The 22,123-nt window shown below is 42.1% G+C and carries 23 protein-coding genes and 2 pseudogenes; 21 read left to right on the top strand and 4 right to left on the bottom strand.

What is annotated here, in order from left to right; all coding sequences use genetic code 11:
* The first annotated feature begins 36 nt into the window (after positions 1–36).
* From ATB78_RS04960 to ATB78_RS05055, 20 genes and pseudogenes are all read left to right on the top strand, one after another.
* The gene (locus tag ATB78_RS04960) at positions 37–363 is read left to right on the top strand and encodes a hypothetical protein (protein ID WP_155647759.1); all 327 of its coding nucleotides are present in this window, start codon (positions 37–39) and stop codon (positions 361–363) included.
* Positions 354–1,361 (top strand): hypothetical protein, encoded by a 1,008-nt coding sequence (locus ATB78_RS04965; RefSeq protein ID WP_061007964.1) that lies wholly within the window; start codon positions 354–356, stop codon positions 1,359–1,361. Before ATB78_RS04960 ends, ATB78_RS04965 begins: the two co-directional genes overlap by 10 nt.
* A 10-nt stretch (positions 1,362–1,371) precedes the next feature.
* Positions 1,372–2,031 (top strand): hypothetical protein, encoded by a 660-nt coding sequence (locus ATB78_RS04970; protein WP_155647760.1) that lies wholly within the window; start codon positions 1,372–1,374, stop codon positions 2,029–2,031.
* 3 nt (positions 2,032–2,034) lie between these two features.
* Entirely contained in the window at positions 2,035–2,253 is a 219-nt protein-coding gene (locus ATB78_RS04975; protein ID WP_045373078.1) for a FliM/FliN family flagellar motor C-terminal domain-containing protein, read from the top strand.
* Between the two features lie 272 nt (positions 2,254–2,525).
* On the top strand, positions 2,526–3,074 hold the full coding sequence (locus tag ATB78_RS04980) for a winged helix-turn-helix domain-containing protein (RefSeq protein ID WP_061007965.1): 549 nt from the start codon (positions 2,526–2,528) through the stop codon (positions 3,072–3,074).
* Between the two features lie 640 nt (positions 3,075–3,714).
* On the top strand, positions 3,715–3,993 hold the full coding sequence (locus ATB78_RS04985; RefSeq protein WP_061007966.1) for a hypothetical protein: 279 nt from the start codon (positions 3,715–3,717) through the stop codon (positions 3,991–3,993).
* Positions 3,994–4,018: 25 nt separating this feature from the next.
* Positions 4,019–4,294, top strand: a pseudogene (locus tag ATB78_RS04990) (hypothetical protein).
* Positions 4,295–4,335: 41 nt separating this feature from the next.
* Positions 4,336–5,025 carry a flagellar type III secretion system pore protein FliP gene (locus ATB78_RS04995; protein ID WP_061007967.1) on the top strand — a complete coding sequence of 230 codons (690 nt, stop codon included), beginning with the start codon at positions 4,336–4,338 and terminating at the stop codon, positions 5,023–5,025.
* 1 nt (position 5,026) lies between these two features.
* Positions 5,027–5,710, top strand: a complete 684-nt coding sequence (locus ATB78_RS05000; protein WP_061007968.1) for a hypothetical protein — start codon at positions 5,027–5,029, stop codon at positions 5,708–5,710.
* Positions 5,703–5,957, top strand: a complete 255-nt coding sequence (locus ATB78_RS05005) for a hypothetical protein (RefSeq protein ID WP_061007969.1) — start codon at positions 5,703–5,705, stop codon at positions 5,955–5,957. Before ATB78_RS05000 ends, ATB78_RS05005 begins: the two co-directional genes overlap by 8 nt.
* Positions 5,947–7,419 carry a secretin N-terminal domain-containing protein gene (locus tag ATB78_RS05010; protein ID WP_061007970.1) on the top strand — a complete coding sequence of 491 codons (1,473 nt, stop codon included), beginning with the start codon at positions 5,947–5,949 and terminating at the stop codon, positions 7,417–7,419. The genes ATB78_RS05005 and ATB78_RS05010 overlap by 11 nt, the downstream gene beginning before the upstream one ends.
* Positions 7,419–8,681 carry a type III secretion system ATPase VscN2 gene (gene vscN2 / locus ATB78_RS05015; RefSeq protein WP_061007971.1) on the top strand — a complete coding sequence of 421 codons (1,263 nt, stop codon included), beginning with the start codon at positions 7,419–7,421 and terminating at the stop codon, positions 8,679–8,681. The genes ATB78_RS05010 and vscN2 overlap by 1 nt, the downstream gene beginning before the upstream one ends.
* Positions 8,635–9,036: a hypothetical protein gene (locus ATB78_RS05020; protein WP_061007972.1), complete on the top strand. Its 402-nt coding sequence runs from the start codon at positions 8,635–8,637 to the stop codon at positions 9,034–9,036. Before vscN2 ends, ATB78_RS05020 begins: the two co-directional genes overlap by 47 nt.
* On the top strand, positions 9,036–9,662 hold the full coding sequence (locus ATB78_RS05025) for a hypothetical protein (protein WP_061007973.1): 627 nt from the start codon (positions 9,036–9,038) through the stop codon (positions 9,660–9,662). The genes ATB78_RS05020 and ATB78_RS05025 overlap by 1 nt, the downstream gene beginning before the upstream one ends.
* Complete coding sequence (locus ATB78_RS05030; RefSeq protein WP_024703355.1) at positions 9,649–9,882, top strand: flagellar biosynthetic protein FliQ; 234 nt, start codon at positions 9,649–9,651, stop codon at positions 9,880–9,882. Before ATB78_RS05025 ends, ATB78_RS05030 begins: the two co-directional genes overlap by 14 nt.
* 36 nt (positions 9,883–9,918) lie before the next feature.
* Entirely contained in the window at positions 9,919–10,299 is a 381-nt protein-coding gene (locus ATB78_RS05035) for a hypothetical protein (RefSeq protein WP_050913643.1), read from the top strand.
* 119 nt (positions 10,300–10,418) lie between these two features.
* Positions 10,419–11,483 carry a hypothetical protein gene (locus tag ATB78_RS05040; protein WP_061007974.1) on the top strand — a complete coding sequence of 355 codons (1,065 nt, stop codon included), beginning with the start codon at positions 10,419–10,421 and terminating at the stop codon, positions 11,481–11,483.
* Positions 11,484–11,912: 429 nt separating this feature from the next.
* On the top strand, positions 11,913–12,791 hold the full coding sequence (locus ATB78_RS05045; RefSeq protein WP_179946994.1) for a dual specificity protein phosphatase family protein: 879 nt from the start codon (positions 11,913–11,915) through the stop codon (positions 12,789–12,791).
* Positions 12,792–13,395: 604 nt separating this feature from the next.
* Entirely contained in the window at positions 13,396–14,349 is a 954-nt protein-coding gene (locus ATB78_RS05050; protein WP_061007976.1) for a hypothetical protein, read from the top strand.
* Positions 14,346–14,825, top strand: coding sequence for a tetratricopeptide repeat protein (locus ATB78_RS05055; protein ID WP_061007977.1), 480 nt, complete (start codon positions 14,346–14,348; stop codon positions 14,823–14,825). Before ATB78_RS05050 ends, ATB78_RS05055 begins: the two co-directional genes overlap by 4 nt.
* A gap of 156 nt (positions 14,826–14,981) precedes the next feature.
* Here ATB78_RS05055 and ATB78_RS30055 read toward each other — a convergent pair whose 3' ends face one another.
* Complete coding sequence (locus ATB78_RS30055) at positions 14,982–15,371, bottom strand: transposase (protein ID WP_276277952.1); 390 nt, start codon at positions 15,369–15,371, stop codon at positions 14,982–14,984.
* Complete coding sequence (locus tag ATB78_RS30260; RefSeq protein WP_276277954.1) at positions 15,368–15,568, bottom strand: transposase; 201 nt, start codon at positions 15,566–15,568, stop codon at positions 15,368–15,370. Before ATB78_RS30260 ends, ATB78_RS30055 begins: the two co-directional genes overlap by 4 nt.
* Before the next feature lie 1,149 nt (positions 15,569–16,717).
* Here ATB78_RS30260 and ATB78_RS05065 point away from each other — a divergent pair.
* A complete protein-coding gene (locus ATB78_RS05065; protein ID WP_061007978.1) occupies positions 16,718–17,923 on the top strand; it encodes an ADP-ribosyltransferase domain-containing protein in 1,206 nt (401 codons plus the stop codon).
* A gap of 175 nt (positions 17,924–18,098) precedes the next feature.
* Here ATB78_RS05065 and ATB78_RS05070 read toward each other — a convergent pair.
* Both ATB78_RS05070 and ATB78_RS05075 read right to left on the bottom strand, forming a co-directional pair.
* Positions 18,099–19,395 (bottom strand): annotated as a pseudogene (locus tag ATB78_RS05070) (IS1634 family transposase).
* 878 nt (positions 19,396–20,273) lie between these two features.
* Positions 20,274–21,725 (bottom strand): hypothetical protein, encoded by a 1,452-nt coding sequence (locus ATB78_RS05075; protein ID WP_240537364.1) that lies wholly within the window; start codon positions 21,723–21,725, stop codon positions 20,274–20,276.
* Positions 21,726–22,123: the final 398 nt, after the last annotated feature.

Genomic DNA, 22,123 nt, shown 5'->3' on the forward strand with positions numbered 1-22,123 from the left:
ATGAGTGAAGTGGCCCAACTGGTGCAAGGGGAGGCCATGCCCGTTCGAGACGGAGAAGCATTAGTTTGTACTTATGGTGAATGGTCGTGTCGAATTGAGAGCGGTTCGGCGGTTGGACTGACAGGACAGATCATTGTATTAGTCAAATTAGACTTGGCTATCGACGAAAAGCATGCGCTTGAGGTTAATGGTCACTTCGGGCTGACGTTGGACGGGTACATTGCGATGCTAACAGACAACGAGCGATTCTATGTGCGCCATAAGCCTATGCCGACTCATCCACAACAAGTACTCGATATGCTGAGCAAAACAATCAGTGTCGTGCATCAACTCAAAAAAGAACTGCAAAGATTATGTGGTTGATCGAATTCATCACAGGGCACCTCAATGGTGTGACGCTCCCTATCGATCGTTCGTTGTGTTTGACTGGGGCCACTGAGTCTGAACAGCAGGATGTGTTGGCGCTTCCGGAGTATTGGTCAAAAGACACATCGTTGACCCTTGAGGTAGAAGGAGAGCAACTGTACGCACAAGGCTTTCATCGCAAAGGAAAACGCAAGGAGCTCGTCGCAAACCGTATTTATCAACATCAAGGACTCGTTTTCTTTTTATACCCCCAAGGGCAGCGCGCGCCAAGACTGCGTCGATATCGCCTCAAGCAATACCAACCTCTTATCGTGATGGCTCTGGTGCTTAATGCCTTCCTAACTTCTGGGGGCGTCATGTGGTGGCAGTCTCATCAGACTGCGTTAATTGCGAATTATTGGAAACAGATCGATTCCGGCTACATCAAAGGTGATCATCTATATGTGTTCGATCCAGCGGCTCTTGACGGCTTGCCTCAATACTTGAGTGCGAATATGACTGTAATTGCACCATCGACGTACTTACCAACGTCACAGTTGTCAGTGGAAGTTGTGTCCGCTGAAACTGGTAGGCCCCTCTCCAGTTCTATCACAACCAAAAAAGGGCGCGATCAAATTCGTGTGCACACCGGGGAGGTTGACAATCAAGTCATGTCGCTATTGGGGAAGTCTGGAGTGAGTTTTGTTAAAGAAGGACAAACTTGGCGTGTGTCAGACCCCGAGTTAGCTGCGAGAGTACTCAAGGCGCATGGGCTAGATAGTATCACCAAACACCTGACAGCGCGTAACGATAGTCACGAGCGTATTGATTCTAATTCCTTCCCATACGCCATTTTCTTTTCTACTCAGTCAGTACGTTACATCTATGATGCAAGTAATCGGTACTGGGAAGGAAGCCTCGTTCCTGAGCTTGGTGTCATACAGGCCATCACGCGTGAAAAGGTTATTTTTAAAGATGGTTCTAAAACCCGAATTTATGACATCCCAAAACAATAGGAGAACAAATATGTCAATGAAGCAGATCGTAAACTTTTCTGATATGGAGTCGATTTCCTCTAAGAAAACGTTCAATGCAACACTGAAAACCATGATCTTAGAGCACCCATTGGTGCAGAAAATGCTAGACACTATCCAGAGAAGTAATAGTGGTTCACAATCGGTGTCTCTATTCACCCCGGGGGCTGAAGACCCTTTAGATCTGATTGACGAGATTTTTTCTCAGTACATCGAAACGCAAACTGCCCATGCGGATGCGATGGCACAACAGATTGAGGTGATGTCTAATGCGGTTGCTGAAATCAATCGACTATGGGGACTGGTAATGCAGGAAACTCAGCCAAACACTGACCTCAACAGTAATGATAAAACACCACTTCTTGGTGATGATTACCTAGAACAGATAGACAGTTATATTAAAGATGATTTGGGTGACTCTCGAGGGATTTCGGTCATTACGGGAAGTAACTTAGAGGACACAAAAAATATGTCGGTGAGTTATGTAGAGCTTAACGAAATGGAGGCAAGCATGACGGCATACGGCAACAGTATCCAAGTGGACTTGGACACCAAGCAGCAAGAATTTAAGAATGTTATGACCCAAATATCTTCGACCCAAGACGAAATTCGGAATGTTCGTAGAGCGATTGTCGCCATTACACAGGGGTAAATAATGAAAATTGCTATCGATGTGGTGATCGGGCACACCTCGTTAACACTCGAACAACTAAATCAGTTGCACAAAGGTCAGGTGAAGCCGTTGACAGATTTTGTTCAGTCTTCGGTCATGCTGAAAAGTGGGAATGAACTTATAGCCACTGGGACCCTGATCAAAGTCGACGAAGGTTATGGTGTGTTGATAGAAGAAATTAACCCACTAGTGCATGGATAATCGATAGAGAGGTAGGACTTAGGTGCTACCTTTTTTGTTTTTTTGAGGTTTTTACATTCTTTTAGAATGAAATATCATAATCTTTCTCATAATTTTCTCATCTCTTTTTATGGCAAATCAAGCAATATAAACAGCGAAACATCGTGATCTGGTCGTAGACAGATAACAAAGTGGTTTTGTCGTGAAAACAGACGCTCTCATCAAAGGCTACATGGGACGCTGGGCTCAAACACATGACTGCATATCGAGAATGTCATTAAGAGGTAAAATTTATGGTTAGAAATTATGTACTAGGAAACCAGATAGTTTTTGACGCGCTTAAACGAGAAGTGGCCTCACCTGCGCTGACTATCACGCTTGGAGGACGTGAAGCCGAAATCCTGAAATTGCTCTGTATGCATACCAACGAGGTGATAAGTAAAGAGCACATGCACCGAAAGGTGTGGGGCAAAGTGTTAGTCAGCGAAACATCTCTTACTAAAGCTATCTCTAACCTGAGGAAGTCGTTGGCTCGATTAGAGTTTTTATCGTGTGAGATCAAAACTATCCCTAAAGAAGGCTACATGCTGATCTGTGAAAGTGGCAGCGTGTTTGAAGCCTCTGGAGAAAAGGCGCCGGCGTTTAACATTAAACAGATAAACAATGAGGAAGCATCACTTGAACGCACGAATCGGGTGTCCAGTCAGTACAGTAACGCTCTTGAGCCTACGTTACCCACAGCCCATTATTCCGTGGTCACTCGACGATATATTATGACCATCTTTGCTTCGTCACTCTTAGCCTCTCTCATGACGGAGGGGATCCTTTTATTGCTCAAATAGTACAGCGGCGTCAGTGAGGTTAATGTTCACATCACGTCGCATTATGGGAGCCACTACAATGGCTGATTTGTGTGCCAGCATCTAAGCCAGTCTGAGTGATGAAAGGAGTTCATCTTTATCCAATCCGGTTGAGTTTCCTCGACGTACTTCCTTTATTTTCTCATTGTGCCTCAGACTTTGATGTGGACTATCTTGACAGACGAGAACCGCCTTTATTCTCCAACCTTATACTCCTTCACAAGCAGATACCATCAAAGACATGTGTCAAATCAATAGTATAAACAATGCCTTCCAAGGCGGCCGCGTGCACGATAAAGGCTTGGAAGGCTGTCCCTTAACGTGTGGGCGTTCGCTCGATAGATGGTCGACTTTGTATGGCATGTCGAAAACGCAGGCCAATGCTTGGGTGAATGGCTAAGCGTGTCAGCCAGAGGAATTCCCCATTGTAACATAGTCTACACCGAGAAGAGCTGTTATGTAAAAAGGTGAGAATTTGAGACAATTTGCGGTCATTTAGCATAGGCAGGGTTTATCACATTTGTTCACTTCCTCTTGTGGGGCGGAGGTGGGTACATTGTTGTCGACGCAGCATACCGCTGTAACTTTTCATTGAATGATCCACACACAACGGAGAAACATCATGGCAAGCGTAAGAGAAAACGCATCAGTCGTAGCGGACAATTATCTCACCACAAAGGATGTCGCTGATTCTTTTGAAGGCTTTATTACAGCGGCTGACGGAGCTGTTGAGAGTTTTATTGCTGACAATACCAACGCCGATGGTCAATTGGACATGTCAGCATCTCAATCGTTAGAGCTTCAACAACTCATGGCCGACCAAAGCATCGCAGCGCAGACGGCAACGTCAACGCTTAAAGGGGTGAAAGACTCCATTACGGCTGCGGCTCGTAATATCTAATGAGAATATCGGGAGGTAAGTACGTATGCCGAACGGTATCGAAACTGTCCCTTTGATTCTAGGGCTACTGACCACAAGCGACGTCGCTGATTCTTTCGAGGGGTTTATTTCAGCGGCCGACGAAGATGTTGAGAACTTCATTGCCGCCAATAGCAAAGCCGATGGTGAACTGGAAATGTCAGCGTCTCAATCGTTGGAGCTTCAGTAGCTGATGGCTGACCAAAGTATTGCAGCGCAAACGGGGACGTCCACTCTAAAAGGGGGAAAAGACTCTATTACGGCTGCGGCTCGCAACATTTAATCGTCGCAGGGCTAGCGCCCTGCGACCCATTCGGTGTGACGATGATAGATCTATTGAATCCAGACAATGCCTTTTCTGGGGCAAATTTAATTGTGTTATTGGCTTTAGCTTTGGTGTCGGCTGTATTGTTTATTTGTTTTTCAGGGTTTGTGAAATACAACATTGTTCTGAACATCATCAAAAATGCGGTGGGGACACAACAAATACCGCCTTCCATGGTTGTCAATTTACTGGCCGCATTGATGGCTTTGAACAGCGTTTGGCCTGACATCACTCCGGGTTTAGAGAGAATTAAACCTTATTTCTCTGAACAACAAGAGGAGCAAGCTTTCCCCTTGGATATTCAGGAAATACAAAGCCAAGACCAGCCTCAAAATATTACTATGTACTACTTGGTCTCTCACCTATTTGAGTACTTTCCTGAGTTGCTAGAACGAGCAAAGCACAACACTGAGACGTTGATGGATATGATAGAGCTACCTCTCAACTTTGACAGTAGTGCCGATACGTTTAAGTACTTTCTCGGTAATTTGATTTTGGATCTTTACCAAGGTTTTGAAATGGGCCTCAAGCTCTACATGGTATTTGTCAGTATCGACTTTTTAATCGCGGTGGTATTGAGCGGCGTAGGGATGACGATGCTGTCTCCAACTGTTATTTCGACTCCGATCAAACTAGCTATTTTTTATTTTTCTGATAGTTGGACCATGTTGTTTAGGGCGTTGGGTTAGTATGGAAGCCCTATTATTTCCCAATTGGACGTTGTTTGCGGGACTGTTCCTGTTTTTGAAAGTGTACGAGCCGACCCGACTCTACTTGGATAATACCTGTTGTTTGGCTATTGCCATCACCTGCGCGATGTTTGTGGACCGTCAATTGGTGGTGAATGAGCTTCACTTGGGGTGGGTGGTTGCAGTGGTGATGTTTGCGTTATTGATGTCGGTTCCATACCTGTTAGGGGGCATGGTAGGCAGTGTCATCCAGCAGTTGCTTCTCCTGAATGAACAATCGGTGCAAGACAAACGTTTTACGGATGAATCCGAATCTTTGGCAAAGCTTAGCAGTTTGTTGATGGTGTATTACGCCTTAAATGACGGGGTTTTATTTCGGCCGTTGCTGCAACTGTTGAATGTGCCAAGCTCCATCGGGTTGAAAACTGATTTTGCTCAGTTGTTTTTTTTTATCACAGATAGCTTAGGCATGTTGGTCGTGGTGTCGGGTAAATACATTGTGTGCATGATCGTGACCACCGTGTGTTGCGGATATGTCGATTTGTTTTTTAAAAAGGCGTCCTTGTCCCAGTTTGTTACGCCCAATGTCAAAGCAGTGCTGGTGGTGATTTTGTTAAACCTGTGGTTTTTAAACGACCAGTTCTACGTTTTTAAACAGTTAATGCAAAAGGTAGGGTATGAATAACGTACAAATGCATGGCCTTAGTCAAGCAAGCAGCGTGTTGGAAGAAACCTCTGACTTTGAGGCGATGATACATGAAGTCGCTCAAACTGCAGACATCTCAGAGGGTGATGAAACAGATAATTCAGATGAGGTTCTCGGTGATGAGGAAGCCGTAGAAATCATTCTGGAACAGACCATCATCAATCAAACCATTCGTCAAATGAAACAAGACGAGGAACGATTAGAAGAGATTTTCGATGAAACTTAAAATATGGTTGTGTGCGTTGTGCATACTTGCTGGCCCTGTCCACGCCAACGTTTTTATCAAGCAGCAAGACATGAATGTCGGCCAAGCGTTGGCCGCCATCGCGAAAGACATGAACCTGAAGCTAGTGGACCAATTAGGAAGCGAGGCCGAAAAGCAGGTGATTTCACGCCCTCTGTCGGGGGAAGGCAAAGAGTTACTGTTAGAATTGTCGCAAGTCTATGATTTTGATTGGTACATCTATGGCAGTACACTGCGTGTGCAGTATGACCAAGCGTACATTAACTATTCTTATCGCCCAAAGAATATTCAACCTAGCGCCTTGCTTGTTGAGTTAAAAAGCACGTTTGTCACTAGTACGACAGTCAAAATGGCCAGCGTCGAACGGGGGCACTCGGTGCTGTTTTCCGGCCCCCGGGAATTTGTCAATGACGCGGTCAGTTATGCGGCTATGGTAGACAAAAACCAATTTCTGGAAAATGAAAATAATCTTGAACTGGCTCGGATCAATTTTGATTACTTGTCAGTGGTTGACCGAAGCATTGAAACCTTTAATGGGACCGTTAACTTTCCGGGTGCGCAGTCGCTCATAGCTGCGGCCATCACGAACATTGGCCAGTTTAAAAACGTTAGCGATCAACAGCTGTTAGAAAAAGCCTATAAGGTCAAGCTCAGTGACGGAGAAAAGCAGGCTCTCGAGGAGGAGGAAAAAACCTCGAAAGTTCAGGTGCTCCCTTCTATTAACGCGCTCTTAATCCGTGGGACTCCCGCGGAAGTGAAACTGGCAAAACGCATTGCAGCCCTTATAGACATCAAGAGCCAGCAACTGCTTTTTTCTCTCAAGGTGTATGACGTTGCGGTAGACAGAGATGAAACGCTAGGCCCTGACAGTGCATTTCTTAACGGCTCCCAAGGAATCTACGATATGCTTTCTCTTCCGTTCAGTGACACCAAAACGTTCTTGAAAGGGTTCCAAGCGACAACCTCCAACGGTATGGCTCGTGGTGTGTATGAGACGAACTTATTAGTGTTGGAAAACCAACAAGGTCATTTCGGTCGTAAGGAAACGGCTACCATCAGCTTGATCTCGGAAAAACAGGTAGAAACGCAAGAGATCGAAGCGGACAATGGTGTCTATGTTACGGGGCGTTTACTTCCTTCTGGCCGAGTTCAGGCAAAGGTAGAATATAAAGAAGAAAGCCTTGATGATGATGATGATGACGCATCTAGTCAGTCGGTTGAGCCCCCAAAGGTTAGCTCTCAATCCTTAGAGTCGGAAGTCTACATTCAACCCGATCAAACGGTAATTTTAGGCGGGTTTGATAATACAGTGACACAGTCTACTGAAGTGGGTGTCCCCGTTTTATCTAGCATTCCTTTGTTGGGCTTGCTGTTCAAGAACACTCATGAAACCAAGCGGAAGTATAAGCGATACATCTCCATTTCTTTTCAGGTGATTGAGTGATGTTCCAGTATTACTTTAAAGTCAAAGAGTCTTGCCAAGATACGGTGACCTGCCAAGCCGCGATCAATACCTTTGTCGGTCAAGAATGTTTCATACATACAGTCGACGGACAACGTGTTCGCGGGGAAGTCGTCAAGGTAGTCGGAAGTCGAGTGGAAATTAAGCTCCTACAGCCGGGCGCTATACAACGGGGCGGCAAAATTGAGATCACGCCAAACCGATTTTGTTTCCCACTCAACGAGCAAGCGTTGGTCGGCAAAGTGATCAACTGTTATGGACAAACGCTTTATGGTGAAGATTATCTAGACCAACCGGGAAACTATCTGGACTTACCAATTGCCGTTGAGCCTATCCCATTGGCGATGCGAGCACCAATAGAGGATGTATTCCCAACAAAACTGAAGATCATAGATGGCCTGTTCACTATCGGTGAAGGCCAGCGCCTGGGACTATTCGCCCCTGCAGGTGCGGGGAAAACAACCACAGTGTCCATCATGGCCAACAATATGGACGCTGATGTGGTTATCTTTGCAATGATTGGCGAACGGGCTCGTGAAGTCGTGGAGTTTCTTGAAGGGGAAATAGGGCCAGAGGTGATTCAAAAATCCATCACTATTGTCTCGACATCTGAGGCAAACCCGCTAGAAAAAGTTCGCTCCGGACTGGTAGCGGTCTCGATCGCGCGACATTTCATGGAGCAAGGGAAAAAAGTTGTCCTGTACTTTGACTCATTGACACGTTTTGCTCGAGCGCAGGCAATGCTCGATGGAACGCCGATTGAAGGCGGTATTCCTATTGGGGTGTCTTTAGCCTTGTCGCGTTTAGTTGAGAGCTGTGGTAACTCCATGCGAGGCTCCGTAACCGGTATTTTCACCGTTTTGATTGAAAAGGAAATTGATAATGATCCGATTGCCCATGAAGTGAAGTCATTGATTGATGGACACTTGGTTTATTCAACAACCATAGCGTCAACAGGCCGTTATCCGGCAATTGATGTATTGAAAAGCAAAAGTCGTTTGCAAAACAAAGTCCAGGACAATGAGTATGTTCGCATGTCAGAAGCCATCAAAGACATGGTATATCGGTATTTTAATGTTGAGCTCTTGATTCGGGTAGGGGAGTACGAAAAGGGAAATGATTTAGAAACCGATGAGGCGATTGAACGATATCCCCACATCATTGAATTTCTGAAGCAGGGATTTGACGGAGTGGAATATGAAGAAACCCTCGAAGCAATGGGTCGAATTTGGTCAGCTCATTGATATTATTGATATTCGTATAGGCAAGCAGCAGCGCAAGCTCGTCAAACTAAAAAAAGAAAAACAAGCGCTAGTGGCTCAAATCCAAACGCTGTGGGATAAGATTGAGCAAGAGCAAATCGTACTGAAGACCCTTGGTTTACGAGATGAAAATAACGCATTGCAACGCCTGTTCTTACGTCGAGAAGATTGTAAGTCTCACATTGAGTCGTTCTTTTTTGATGTTTCGATAAAGCAACAAAAAGTCGAAACATTAACGCTGGAAATAGAAACCACCGAGGCGAAGAAAAAGCTGCTGGAGAAGCGAAAAGATGCACTAGGAGAGCTGCGTGAGCTGATCAGAGATGAGGAGCCATAATGGAAGTTATACAAGCAAATTTGCCGCTGAACACGTTCGCCGAACGTGATGACTTTGAAGCAGAAATAGATGAGATAACTGACTCCACAGATGGCGAGACCGAAGAGCCATGCCGCGATGACGATAAGGTCAACCGACTAGTGGAAAGACAGCGCCTAGTCAAAGAAGTTGCAAGAGCACAAACGTTTGACCGCCATCAGCAGAAGAAGCGCATCTCGCTGCAGTCGCCACGCAAGCTTGAAGCCACGAAACCTCTTCGATGTCAAACTGATGCGGGCGAGCGACACAACCCGTCCTCGGTTTACAACCTTGCCTTCATACAGACACTCATGTCGGGGATGGTCGATGTCGACGCGGTCGCCAAGGAGACTAGCCCAATAGCCACCACAGGAATGAAACCGCCAACTGTGACCTTAATGGAACGTATGCAGACGTGGCGAGTTGAAGTACAGCAGGCCACTAGCTATCTTCCAGTGATGCCACATTTTACATTAAGTGCTCGGCTGTTTCATCAGGACCAGAAGCTCAAAAGTTATCGCGTGTTACATCAAGGTAAGTATTACCTGTTTGAATTTGAAGGGGAAGAGATGAAAGAGTATTGTGAGGTCGATCATGACCGTGCTTGATGTAACCGCTGCTTGTTTAGATATTGTGAAAGACGCGATCATTATTTTTTCACTCAGTTTTGTGGTGACAGGGGTGCTGGTCGGGATGTTGCAAACGGTGTTCAGTGTGCAGGACCCCGGTTTACCGATGGCATCAAAACTGGTGGTATTCATGGTGTTGTTGACTCAGATGGGAGGCAACATCTATGAACAATTTCATATGTTGTTCCGGCAGTTGTGAATGTTGGAACAATGTGCGTTTGGAAGTAGAGAGGAAATGTTTTTGAAACAGTTAAGAGAGATCGTCTTTAAATCACTGGTAGACAATTTAGGAGTAGAGCCTGCGTTACTGTCTCGGGTTCAAGGCAATGATCCCATCGTCATCGAACTGGAAGGGGGAGACGATATTTATGTGTATTTTCAGGAAAAAACGTTACAGACCTATATTGAGATGCCCTTGAAAGACCGCAGGGTCCTTCCTCTGAAGGCCTCAAAATTCATGGAAGCACTGACAAATGATGAGCAGCTATTTATGAATGTTCAGCAAGATAAGGTCGTTGTCTTTGCTGAATTAGGCGAAGACATGATGCACCTTGAGCGTCGATTGTCTGAGAAACTAGATACATTCAATAAGTTAGCGCATCAGTTGAGAATGTAGATTTATTGGTGAGTCTTTCCGCTGATACGAGTAAGGTTTAACCCAGTTATTCGTAGGGCAGAGAGGGCTTGCCAATAATGGATCACGCACATCGTAATGATTAAACAAAGGTACCTATTTTGAGAATTAATCACCCCATAGACACTAAACCGATTCGTGACCATCGCCCCAGCACCCAACTAAGTTTTGACGTTAAAACGATACGATGGTCAACCAAAGCGAAACAGAAAGTCAAAGCTACCTTAAATTTTATTGGGCTGCGTTCTGAAAAAAAGGCCTCCAGTAAACTTAATAAGGTGTCAGTGGCTACTAACGTAAACTACTCTTCAATAAATAAATGCAATAGCAGTGAAATAGTCCGAGTGCCGTCAGAGCGTAACAGCAAACCGCGTCAAGAAAGCATGAAAGAGTCTTCTGGTGTTGTACAGTTGCAGCGGTCATCAGCGTCAGCTATAGCAGAACATTTGCCCTCGAAAGTTTTATCCAAGAAAAACACAATAGCTCATTTATCACCTGAGAGCTCTGGGCGTGTTGAGAACAACACCATGCCATCACCTATAAGCCATTCGGCTACTAAAACGTCAAATTTGATGCGTCAGTTTGGATTTGACGTTGAGAAAAATGTACATCACAAAGTGTCGCCAGATGAGCCCGCAGAGGTTCAGACTAACGAGACCAAATGTAAGGCTAACGCATCGCTAGAAAATAGTCAGGTTTCTTCAAGCCAACCGTTAATCGAAACAAGTGTCGTGTCAAAAGAAGCCAATATTGAAGGTTTATCTTTGTCCTTTAAGGAAAAACAAAAACTTGTAGAACGTAAACTGAAGAACGGTCCAAAGACTCCTGCAGAGGCGTTGATTAAACAACAAAAGGAAACACGAAATAAGAAAACATCGCCCCCTAAGACGAGTGTACCTGATGCGCCGTCACCAACTACACTCCAAGTGCCGTTGAAACCTGGTGTGATCCCGCCGCCGCCGCCGCCGCCGCTAGGTCTTCTGTCAGGCCCGAATAAAGTGTGGACAAAAAATGTTTGGGCACCAGTTGATGTTGGAGAAACGCCATCAGGAAACAAAAAAAATCATGTGGTATCTGCAAAGAAATATATCGACGAACATAAAACGAAAGAAATGGATAGCATTAATGATGAATTAAGAAAACTATTCGAGAGTAAAAATAAATAAGGGAGACACTCAATTTTTATAATTTAATACCCTGTGTCGGGAATAGTAAATTTGGCGATATGCACAGCAACAACGAGTTGTGAGGGAATGTTTTTGAAACAGTTAAGAGAAACCGTTTCTCAATCACTTGGTAGATAATTTTTAGGCCAAGCTTGAACGAGTATGCTGAGAGTATCACCACACTTTAATAACTATTAATCTGGCGGGAGTGAAAGAAATATAAGTTTATGTGCTGTAAAAAGCTTTGTAGACCTATATTGATATGCTTTTTATCCTGTTATTCATGAGCGAAAAATTTGAACCTTAATTTACTCACTGTAACGGAGGATGCTCTAAGTTGGGCATTAATACTAAATGGGTATCTCGAATAGAATTACGAGTCATCATTCATTAGATGAAGCTGTGATATGCAAATTAAGTAATAGAACGGTGTCTGAAAAAACCATAAAAAAAATGGTTAAAAAAATAGCTAATGTATCTGACCCACAAGAAAAACTTGCAGCCCTAAAATCTGCTTTTGATGTTGCCAAGACGATACAAGGCAAACAAGCTAGAGAAAAAGTTACCTTTCTTCTAAAAAGTAATATTGACTTGCTTACACCGCGCACTTTACCTTCAACATGTCCTGATCATAAAATTGCTCATTTAACTTCGGTCGAGGAGGTTGGTGTATTGTCTAAGTCTACAGGGAGACGTGTTGCAAAATGGATGGAAGATCTTCCATTAATTGAAGAGGCGATAAAGTTAAAGCAACCAAACTTAGCTGACCTTCCAAAACTCACCGCCGTAAAAGGTTTTAAGGGTGACTTCAATTTCAATAGACAGAAGATCTTTAGAAACTTCGTGTCAGTAGAGCCTGGAGTTTTAGCTAGAGGATCCGCTCCTCATTATAATAAAGTCGACAGTTCCCAAAAAATGTCAGCTGACGCGATTAATTTTCTGAAGGGGCAAGGTTTTAATCAAGTTATAAGTCTTAATTCGATTGAACTCAGTAACGCAGAAAGGAGTGCTTTGGCAAAGTCAGGGATAGAATATATTCACATAAAAACAGATGATTTTTCAGCCCCAAATAGAGAGCAATTATTACAAGCGGTAGCGTCCATGAAAGGGAAGAATACTTATGTATATTGCGGTTATGGTGCAGGAAGGACAGGAACGTTAGTGTCTGCTTGGCAAATATTAAATAACAAGGGAACTTTAAGAACATCTACTGTTGAAAAAGAAGAACAACTAGTCATGTTAATGGATATAGATAAAAAACAAGCGATATCAAAAAGCATTGAAAGACTTGATGTCTGGCGCCTATGAGGCCAATTGTTTCATTATTAATCTTTTAATATTAATAAAAGGTTTTTCTTTTAAGTTATGCTGTTACTAAGGGGTATAAATATGGAGTATTTTCAGTTGGTTTTTAATTTGTTTTAAATTTAGTGAAATCTAATTTGTTTACCTAAATGGTAGGAATCTAAGCTGATCGTTATACTGATTTTTCCAAGTTACTTGTTAAATTTTATACGAATAAAATTCGAGGTGGTTAGTTTCATTTCTTTTCATCTTAATTCTAATGACCCTCAGTAATTGATGATTTAATATTTAACCACCAATTTAGAACAATGCTCAAAAAATAAGTGGTCACGTGATAAACGCAGCATGGCTGAACGAAGGTACTATTTTCCCATAATTGGTATACCCACAGTCCCCATTTTTAATTAAGCAGGGTTTTGAAAAACGGCTGTCAAGGCCCTGGTTAATGAGGCAAAGGGTATTACCTGCTCAATGAAGTTAAGGATAGGGTAAGTAAAGGCCTCTTCGAAACTTTCATCAGTTATGTCGCTAGTAAGCCCAGCTAAGGTAGGTATGTTTACACTTAGCTTTCATTATTAACGCCGCTCAACCAGAGGTTTGAACAATCATGAACGCAGATATTTATCCATTAAGTTATAAAACGTTAAATTTTAATGATGGCTGTTCAGAGGCCGAAACTCAGCCATCAATAAGGCCTCTTGTTACAAGAGTAAATGTAGCTGGGCGAAATAGCCTTCAATCCCCACCTCAAGCTATAAGAGTTACCGATCAAAAAATTTCCAAAAGCAAGAATTTCTTCAGTCCTAACTACAACAAAATCACAGATGTGAGTAGTTTCGAATCTACTAAAGACATTACCCCATTACGTTCCAAAGATAAAACAGCCTCAGTTCACAGTATCGAACAGGCTTTAAATCACTTTGAGGCAGCTGAAAATTGCAGTGTCCGACCAGATAAGTCAACTCATGTGTGTGCCACCTTTTTGCATAAGCTTTTAAAAGGGAACGTTAGGGAAGCAATTAAGAAGGCATATAATCGTTTACCGAGCGGAGTTTTGCCTAGCATCATAGGCTCTACACTCGCGAGCGCGGGGTTCATTGCTGGAGCTGCTGCATGTGTTGCAACCGGGGGGGCTGCCCCTTTTGTCGCAGCGACTGTGATCGCAGGTATATCAGCTTTTATCGCAGCAGGTGATGCTTTACGCGCCTATCAGACTCGACATCGCAAAGAACCGTTTTCTAAGGACTGCCTAGGATATCTTATCAATAAAGTCGGTAGTGACAGGCACAGAAAGATAGCAAATGGAATTTCTTCTGGTTTTCGTATAGGTTTATTTGCAGGTTCACTTATATGTTTTACAGTTAGTTCCACGGCAGCCGTAGCTAGCTCTACTGCAGCGCTAGCTCCCGAATGGACGCATACTGCTGAAGGGATAAGCGTGATAGGGGAAGCATGTATAAATAAAGTTGAACTTCATAAGTCTGAGTCAAAACATAATGTTAGTGGGTGCTCAGAGGATATGCGTTTTAGTAATGAGATATTGGAGTCGACGAAACTATGATGGTGAACCTGCATGAAGCATTAGTCAAAGTTAAACATGGTTTGAAATCCTCGCCTGAGTTGCAGCAGGATGAAGATCTACATATTGCAAATTTAACTTATCAACAAGGTGTACGAGCATTTACTCTGAAGAATTATGAGGGTGCATTAGATTTTTTTACTGCTTCGGTAATGCAGTTGCCGTTTAATGCAACTTATTTATTCGCGTTAGCAATGACTTATCATGCATTACATGATGAGAATGAAGCGATTAGTTTCTATAATCTTGCATGGGTCTTTGAAGCGACAAATCCAGCACCTTGCTTTCGTTTAGGACAATGTTACTTAACATTAAATAAATATGACGATGCTATTGAATCAACAGAAACGGCGATTAGACTTTCAAAAACTGATCGTGAACATAAAGAAATATTGGCGCTATCCCAGCAACTGCTTGTACATATCAAACTCCAGCAGCGAGCTCATTCCTTGGGATAGTTTAAGCTATATTGCTACAAAAATAATTATTTTCAATAGTATGGAAGCGGTACAAACCTTAGTCGATATCTAAGGTGGTATATGGTTCACTTCACTCTAAGCGAAGACTTTATTTGTAGGAGTTTGGTATAATCATGTGAACCATATAATTAAGTTTCATCGCGGCTTTCCGGGGAAAGCCGCTTTTATCTTTAAGAAGAAGTAATCAGTGTCTCGATAGCCGTATCCCATCCGCCTGATTAACTTTATCTTGTTATTTATCCCTTCAAGCGTACAGGTATTCAGCGGGTGGCTTGCTGAAGCAGTGATCCCATGAAGGTATGGACGGAGCTTTTGAGCAAACTCTTTTAACGGCTTAATTCCACTCTCATTCATTTGCTCCCACCATTCCTGCCATAAGTTTTTAGCCTGAAGTTCAGAGCTGCAACGCCACAGTTCCTTAGATTGCGCACCCAGTAAGTAGGCTGTCATTAAGTCCTGATTCATATTCAATTTTTTTGTGAGATAGCTTTCCTGTTGTGTAGTTAAATTATCCAAATTTTTCAATAGCATCCAGCACGAACGTTTGGCCCATCGCCTTGCTTTTTATCCTCCTTTAGCTTATTGGCTTGGTCGACTCTGACTCTATCCATCACTTCACGACCAAACTTAGCAACAACGTGGAACAAGTCGTAAACGATACGAGCATTTGGGCAATGCTCTTGGACTTCGAGGTCAAAAGCCGTATTCATGTCTATCGCCATAGCTTCGATACTTTTACCATGCTCACCTAGCTGTTCAAAGAACGGTTGAATACCTTGTGGCTACGACCTAGTCCTATCCAGGTAACCTGATGATTTTTTGTATCAGCAATGACCGTCGCATAGCGGTGCTCTTTAAAAATTGCGAACTCGTCCATGACGAATTGCCTTAATTCACCCCATTTAACTTGCGACACTACTTGTTGAAGCAGACGCTTATCTATCTCTTTAATTGTGTGCCAATGAATGCCTGTCACTTTATATTTTTAATTGGTAGCAGAGGCAACAACTGTTCTATATAGCTTCGTAGACGGTTAGTGAGACGAGCATAAGGTTCCAACCAAGCGGCGTTTTTCAAGATAGACGTTCTGTTTTAATGCCGCAGTGACTGCACTTGATGTGTCGGGTTTGAATGGACAGTTCAACGGGAGCTCCAAATAGTGCAGCTTCCTTCACGTTACGCCATTGATACTCATGTATGGCTTGAACTTTTAGCCCGCACGGACACTTAGCGATAGAATTAGGTTTGAGAGTGAGCTTTATTAATGACGCAGTCTGGTGAGATTCTACTATATGAAAGCCTTACCAGAATGAATATAGGAAAGTATGATTCGACATGAAAACGGTAGTTTGTGTAGGTTTGGCAATAAAACTCTATCACATACTACCGTTTTTGTTTTTAGTTCCCGCTTATCCGCGATGAACCTTTTTATTTGCCCACTCGACAATTCGGTTGCGTTCTATCGCTTCGGGTGAAGCCGCGAACCATAGTAGGTGGATCTTATGTGGTATAGGAATAGTGCAATTCTCTGACTTAGTCAGGGTATTGGGGAAGGTTAGTTGAACTTTTGTCATCGGTCTGACTATCAAATTTCTAGTGTGCTGTTTAGGTAATTACACATTACAGCACGACCTAGCTCTCTTGCTTACTCCAAGGGTTATTTGCGGAATTATTCTGAAATATCGCAACATCTTTGCGGCTAGATAGTCAGATTTTTCAGTCTCAATTTTCATAGAGGCGTTTATCTAAAATAACATTAGTGTTGGTAATTTTAATAATTCACAATTTTTCATTGGTTAAAGGTGCGTTATATTGTTATTGTGATCAAGGTTAATGATGGTTTTTTTAAATTAATATATAGGATTTCATAAATGAAAATAACAGATGCTCAAGTAGCCCCTTTGCTCAAAGAATACGGCATAGATCAAGAAAAAACTCATGCTAAAAGAATTGTGAGAACGTATAACCTAAAAGAAGCAGAATCTTCAAGTATAAATGAATTTAAAAGTAAAATAAATAATATTAAAAATACAATAGCAAGCCAGACTAAATTAATTGGCAACATTAATAGTATATCCGAAAAACACGGTGCTGACAGCATTATACGTTTAAAAGGTGGTAAGTTTAAATCTGGGAACCCTGACAATTTGATGAAAAAACTACTTAATGGTAGTCGATATGAAGCAGAGCGTAATTCAGCTGCTAAATATATTGGTATTAGCTCTGGTCATGTAACCGCAAGTAAAGGACAACAAATCTTATCCATGAACTTGGAAAACGCAGAACAGAGTCTTAAAGATCTCAATGATAAAAAAGAAAACGCGGAGAATGAATCTAAAAAATTGGGCATGCTCTTTGACAAACTTACAGAACAATCATCCTTAGTATCATACTCATCCAACTCAAAAGAGAATGAAAAAGGGGGGGGGGATAAAGTAACAACACGAAGAGATTTTTCTCTAATCTATCAATCTAATGCCGGTTGTGCCGCGATTAATAATCAGGCTAGGAAAGTATATGGTAATTCTTCAGGTTTAAACTCTACTAAAGCAAGTGGAATCCTTGATGAATATAAAAAAGCTTTTGGTGATAATATATTCGGAAAAAGTAATGATGATATAAAACAGAAGATTAAGCATTTAAGTAGCAATATACCTGATTTAGTGAAAAGTAGTGCCGAAGCTTATTACACTCCATCAAAAAATGATATTACCACTATGCGAGGTTGTGGGATGACAGAAAAAGGGATTGCTGACTTAATCAAGGGAAAGGATAATAAAACGATATACAGACTTCCCCAGTTTTTCTCTACTACTAGTAATAAAGACATTGCTAACCAGTTTGCTGAAGCTAATTCAGGTGATGATAAAGCCAAAGTATTGTTTACAGTTAAGGGTAACAGTAGCAACCCAGTAATAGTTAAGAACTACTTAAAATTTGGTGATAATGAACACGAAAAGCTCTATTCTCCACTTGCTCACTTTGTCGTGACACATGCTTCACAGTCAGGGGATGAATATCGTTTCGTTTTGCAAGAAGTCAAAAAAGCTGACAACGCAGAAGTCTTTCCGCATTAAATGGGTAGTATCAAAAAGATCAGAGTCAGTTAACTGACCTTAAAACTTCCCTGCCCTCATTCTTCAATAGAAGAATTATGTAGAATGCATGGGGTAGGGAAGTATACAATCAGTGATCTTGCAGAATTATTTTCAGTGACACGACAAACTGTTTATCCGAGATTCCATAGCCATTTTAGGAATAAACCGCTTCATACAGCGTGCCAAGAAGCTTTAGCCGACGAGTCTGATTATTTTGAACAGCCATGATAAGGTTTTGACCGCCAAATTCGAGTGTGTACATACCTTTTAATTTTAAGAATACCCAGCGTGCCGTTGGTTTGGTTGTCGTCTTGTGCTTTACCCATACTAGGAAAGAATTCCTCGGTTTTAGTCAGACTCTCTCGGATTTTGTGCTCTGAACTTGCGTAAACGAATAGGTTAAGCGGCGTGGTCAGTATCCTTGGTTGCGACAATAAACATACCTACTTTAAGCTTGGCTCTTTAACGATGGTTGGTTGCGTATAGCCAAGTAAATGACATTGGCCGGCGAAGTCGCTCATTGCTTGCTCGGCATCCACTACGCAAGCAAACTGCTTTTTCATTAGTTGTCCCAGCACTTTCAGTTCTTTGGTGATATTTTTGTCTAAGTTCTTATAGAATGTTTCTTCTTCTCGCTTGGTTGCTTGTTCACTATGAATCAAGAACCATTTCTGAGATGCCGAGCCATAGTCAGCGTCAACCCAGCAACCCGAGTAGCCATTGCCGATACGGCTCAAGGCTCAATGGTGCTTTAACGGGCATAATTAACTTCTGTTGTTCTCACCCAGTGAACGAATGCCTTCTTAGGTGTATAGAGCGGCATCGGCGATGATGTAGCAACTGTTTTGAGCAGCCTTTAGGTAATGAATATACAGTTTAGTGACCTCTGAAAATGCCTTAGCATCATTGGTGTTGCCACTGAGAGCTTGCATGTAAACAGGTAGGCTTGCTTGATTTTCACAAATCAGCTCAAGGACCACTTGATTTAGCTCTGGACGGTGGTCTCTACTCCCTGTTTGATAGCATTAAGATCTTTGTCTTGGGCATATTCACCATCGACATGAAAGTTAATGATATCAAGGTTGAAAGAGTCTGTTTTAAGTCCGAGCTTATCAATGACATGCTCTGCAATCGCTTGATAAAGTGCGGACATATCTGCTTCATATAAAGCATCTAACGTACGCCCGATTACATCGTCAGTTAAATGGTGTGCTTCAATGTCTTTAGCGAGCAACTTGGCAACAGGCTTCGCCTGGAAGAAGTCAGAGAACATATGCGGCGTTCTACTGTGAAAGCCAAGGCCATAAGACTGCATCACGATGTGAGACGCTGTGATCCGAGTACTTGGGAATGATGCGCTCAATAATGCCTGATAAATCGATTTCATGACAGAAAGCAACGATTAGCATTAAGTGGTCTAGGCGTTTAATTGCAGGTTGAGCAGTAGACATAATAAGTGGCCGTTAAATAGTAGTAATAGATCAAAACTGGGGAGTGCAGTCAAGAGGTCTGTCGCACTAACAGCTGTAAACGATCACTGGAACAAATAGTTTTAATTCTGAAATTGCCTGCGGAATGACGACTGCAAAAACGCGATCTCTATTTTCAGCCCAACGCGCGTAATCTGTCTCGGTATAGGTTAATTCGGCTCCGTACTTTCAGCGCTGGTGCTCTGCCCTTTCTGCTGTAGTCTCTTGTTTGGACTCCGAACTAAAGGGTAAAGGTTTATATCGCATCTTAGTAGATTCTATCGACAAATAAAGTGAATAATATCGACTTATTCATGGTGTTATTAATCGCAATAAGAGGTGGGGAGTACATCACTACTTAATTAATTGTTTTCACTAGTTAAACGCTCAAAGTAAAGGGCTCATTCCCTTTAAATGCTGACGAAGCACCATGCACCCCAACTTTTGTTATTGCTTAAGAAGGCTCATTTTGCGAAAGAACCGTACGTGTAACTTTCACTACATATGGCTAAAGTTTTGAATTGTTCTCTATCGCTGAAATTAACTTTTCACCTGTATTACTCACTCCTTACTCCATTAGACGTATTATAAATCCCCCCTTCTGGATTGTTGTCACTCTTGGATTCAAGTACGAAGTGCTACGTCTCTGAACATAAAAACAGTGAGATGCGATAATCATGAACTTTGTTCCCGCCAAGAAGTAAAAAACATGAAATACACGCACCTCACTGAGAACGAAGGTATGCCCAAATGACCTCAATCTAAAGGGCCTGTTAGAAATATAAACCTGAAAAGGCTCTGGATATATGTAATAACAACATGACCACTATTAGGACAAGTTATTGTTATTAAGTGTTGCTCTATTTAGTATAATAGATAGTATCGTTTAAGTCATTGATATCTAAAGATAGTGATTTGTGTTCTTGCTTAAGCTTATCGACGACGTAGTTATGTACCTCTTTGTAAGATGAGATCTCTTTGAATGTCATAGATTTAAGGTATTTCTTTGTATGGGTTTGGACGCGGTCGTATAAATCTGACTTTTGGAGAGCGGTTTTGTTCGAAGGTACAAAGGGTTTTCCGTGGCTCATTGCCTCACCAATTGGTATTACTTCATTGAATGTATGATACCCACCATAATTCATGAATGCTGCAGCTCCGAGAGTAAGTGGCATCACTTTATCTTTTTCTCCGTGCATGGATTTGCCAGACAATACGGTTGCTGCTAATAGTATGTCATAGGTTCCACCTGATTGTGCACCAGCATAAGGTTTACCTTTATAAGAGCTTTCAAGTGCATGCATACCATATGCCTGCCAGCGGTTGATTCCCGTACCATGATGGAGCTTATGACGTGTCATACCATCACTAAGCCCTAGGTTTTTATAACTTTGTTGCATTGATGCCATCTCGCTTTCAGACATCATGTATGGTCTGGTTAAGTCTTGTATAGGAGCGTTCTCACGTGGGATACCATTTATATTCTTGTTGCCGTTGAGCGCGTCTGACAGCTTCTTTTGCTCTAATGAGTTTTCATTGTTTACTTTTTGAATAACTTGACCGAATCCCAAGCAATATTTTGCGGCATCTTCGTACTTTCCATCCACAGCTTTTAATACGCCGTTCTCATCTTTTATCATTGGCATTCGTTCCGATCTGGCTCTGGTTAAAGCGTCATCAAATACCTTTGTTCTCGTTTTTTGAGAAAACTCTTTGAATAAAGGAAATACATCTTTACCTAGGATTGAACTGAGAGCCTCGGAATTTTTTATCTGATTTTTGGTAAAGTCTTTATGATCATTGCCTTCCGGCGGATTCAGTAACTGCCAAACAGTGGTGCCAAACGTACTTATGGCTTTTATCTTGGTAAGCATGCCAGCGTGATTTTTTTCACCTGATGGGATATTCAATTCGCGGATTAGCCAATTTTGAAGCAGCTCTTTAGAATTTTGGGGGTGATGACCAATTTGGTCTGAGTTGCTGCTCATAGGGGAAAATTTGCTTTTCAAACAGCTCAGTAAGGGGCATTTCTTTGTTATTAAACACAACAGTATGGTTAGTTCCGTCGCTAGATATTTTTTTAAAACATCGGACAAACTCTTTGCATGGTTATCAATTTGTATTCCGATAGAAGATGGCTGATTAAGTATATTCATACTAACTCCCGCCTCAAACATTTTTGCACTTGTTAAAACTTGTTGCTTTGCATCTGAAAGGGAAACCCCTTTAGCTGAGCTTAGTACGCGATTGGTATCTGTATCTTTAAATGCAGATATGTTTGTATGGGGTCGTTGAACGCTTAGCATAGTCATGGTTAGGTCTTCAAGTAGAGTTCTATTTGCAGCTACCTCAAGGCAAGCACTCTAAGATCTGTAGCGATAAGAGATTACTAGTTTTGAGAAAATTGGAATTACAACCTAAATGTATACTGGACTATCGTGCAAAACCTACTCTTTGATAAACTTATTAACAATTTGACAGTCACGGTGAACCTGATGGAGTGGGAGGGCCCAATACCAAGGTTAACAATGACCTTACACGACGACACTTTAAGCTTGTGATAATATCGCCATAGAAGACATTTCTCTGTAAGTGGAAAAATACTGGTAACTCCAAATTATCAAACTAAACCGAGTGTCATCAGCAACTGTCAGAGTTGGAGTTATTTTACATCTGGTGTGATTGCAATTTAATCTCTAAAACATCCAAA

This window comes from Vibrio sp. CUB2 (assembly GCF_001557945.1).
Taxonomy (GTDB): Bacteria; Pseudomonadota; Gammaproteobacteria; order Enterobacterales; family Vibrionaceae; genus Vibrio; species Vibrio owensii.

Excerpts from the sequence above, each read along its gene's own strand:
- ATB78_RS04965 (WP_061007964.1), top strand. The coding sequence starts at position 354 with ATGTGGTTGATCGAATTCATCACAGGGCACCTCAATGGTGTGACGCTC.
- ATB78_RS04995 (WP_061007967.1), top strand. The coding sequence starts at position 4,336 with ATGATAGATCTATTGAATCCAGACAATGCCTTTTCTGGGGCAAATTTA.
- ATB78_RS04970 (WP_155647760.1), top strand. The coding sequence starts at position 1,372 with ATGTCAATGAAGCAGATCGTAAACTTTTCTGATATGGAGTCGATTTCC.
- ATB78_RS04985 (WP_061007966.1), top strand. The coding sequence starts at position 3,715 with ATGGCAAGCGTAAGAGAAAACGCATCAGTCGTAGCGGACAATTATCTC.
- ATB78_RS05075 (WP_240537364.1), bottom strand. The coding sequence starts at position 21,725 with ATGACTATGCTAAGCGTTCAACGACCCCATACAAACATATCTGCATTT.
- ATB78_RS05000 (WP_061007968.1), top strand. The coding sequence starts at position 5,027 with ATGGAAGCCCTATTATTTCCCAATTGGACGTTGTTTGCGGGACTGTTC.
- ATB78_RS05010 (WP_061007970.1), top strand. The coding sequence starts at position 5,947 with ATGAAACTTAAAATATGGTTGTGTGCGTTGTGCATACTTGCTGGCCCT.
- ATB78_RS04980 (WP_061007965.1), top strand. The coding sequence starts at position 2,526 with ATGGTTAGAAATTATGTACTAGGAAACCAGATAGTTTTTGACGCGCTT.
- ATB78_RS30260 (WP_276277954.1), bottom strand. The coding sequence starts at position 15,568 with ATGGCGATAGACATGAATACGGCTTTTGACCTCGAAGTCCAAGAGCAT.
- ATB78_RS05055 (WP_061007977.1), top strand. The coding sequence starts at position 14,346 with ATGATGGTGAACCTGCATGAAGCATTAGTCAAAGTTAAACATGGTTTG.
- vscN2 (WP_061007971.1), top strand. The coding sequence starts at position 7,419 with ATGTTCCAGTATTACTTTAAAGTCAAAGAGTCTTGCCAAGATACGGTG.
- ATB78_RS05030 (WP_024703355.1), top strand. The coding sequence starts at position 9,649 with ATGACCGTGCTTGATGTAACCGCTGCTTGTTTAGATATTGTGAAAGAC.
- ATB78_RS04960 (WP_155647759.1), top strand. The coding sequence starts at position 37 with ATGCCCGTTCGAGACGGAGAAGCATTAGTTTGTACTTATGGTGAATGG.
- ATB78_RS05050 (WP_061007976.1), top strand. The coding sequence starts at position 13,396 with ATGAACGCAGATATTTATCCATTAAGTTATAAAACGTTAAATTTTAAT.
- ATB78_RS05020 (WP_061007972.1), top strand. The coding sequence starts at position 8,635 with ATGAAGAAACCCTCGAAGCAATGGGTCGAATTTGGTCAGCTCATTGAT.
- ATB78_RS05005 (WP_061007969.1), top strand. The coding sequence starts at position 5,703 with ATGAATAACGTACAAATGCATGGCCTTAGTCAAGCAAGCAGCGTGTTG.
- ATB78_RS05035 (WP_050913643.1), top strand. The coding sequence starts at position 9,919 with ATGTTTTTGAAACAGTTAAGAGAGATCGTCTTTAAATCACTGGTAGAC.
- ATB78_RS04975 (WP_045373078.1), top strand. The coding sequence starts at position 2,035 with ATGAAAATTGCTATCGATGTGGTGATCGGGCACACCTCGTTAACACTC.
- ATB78_RS05025 (WP_061007973.1), top strand. The coding sequence starts at position 9,036 with ATGGAAGTTATACAAGCAAATTTGCCGCTGAACACGTTCGCCGAACGT.
- ATB78_RS05065 (WP_061007978.1), top strand. The coding sequence starts at position 16,718 with ATGAAAATAACAGATGCTCAAGTAGCCCCTTTGCTCAAAGAATACGGC.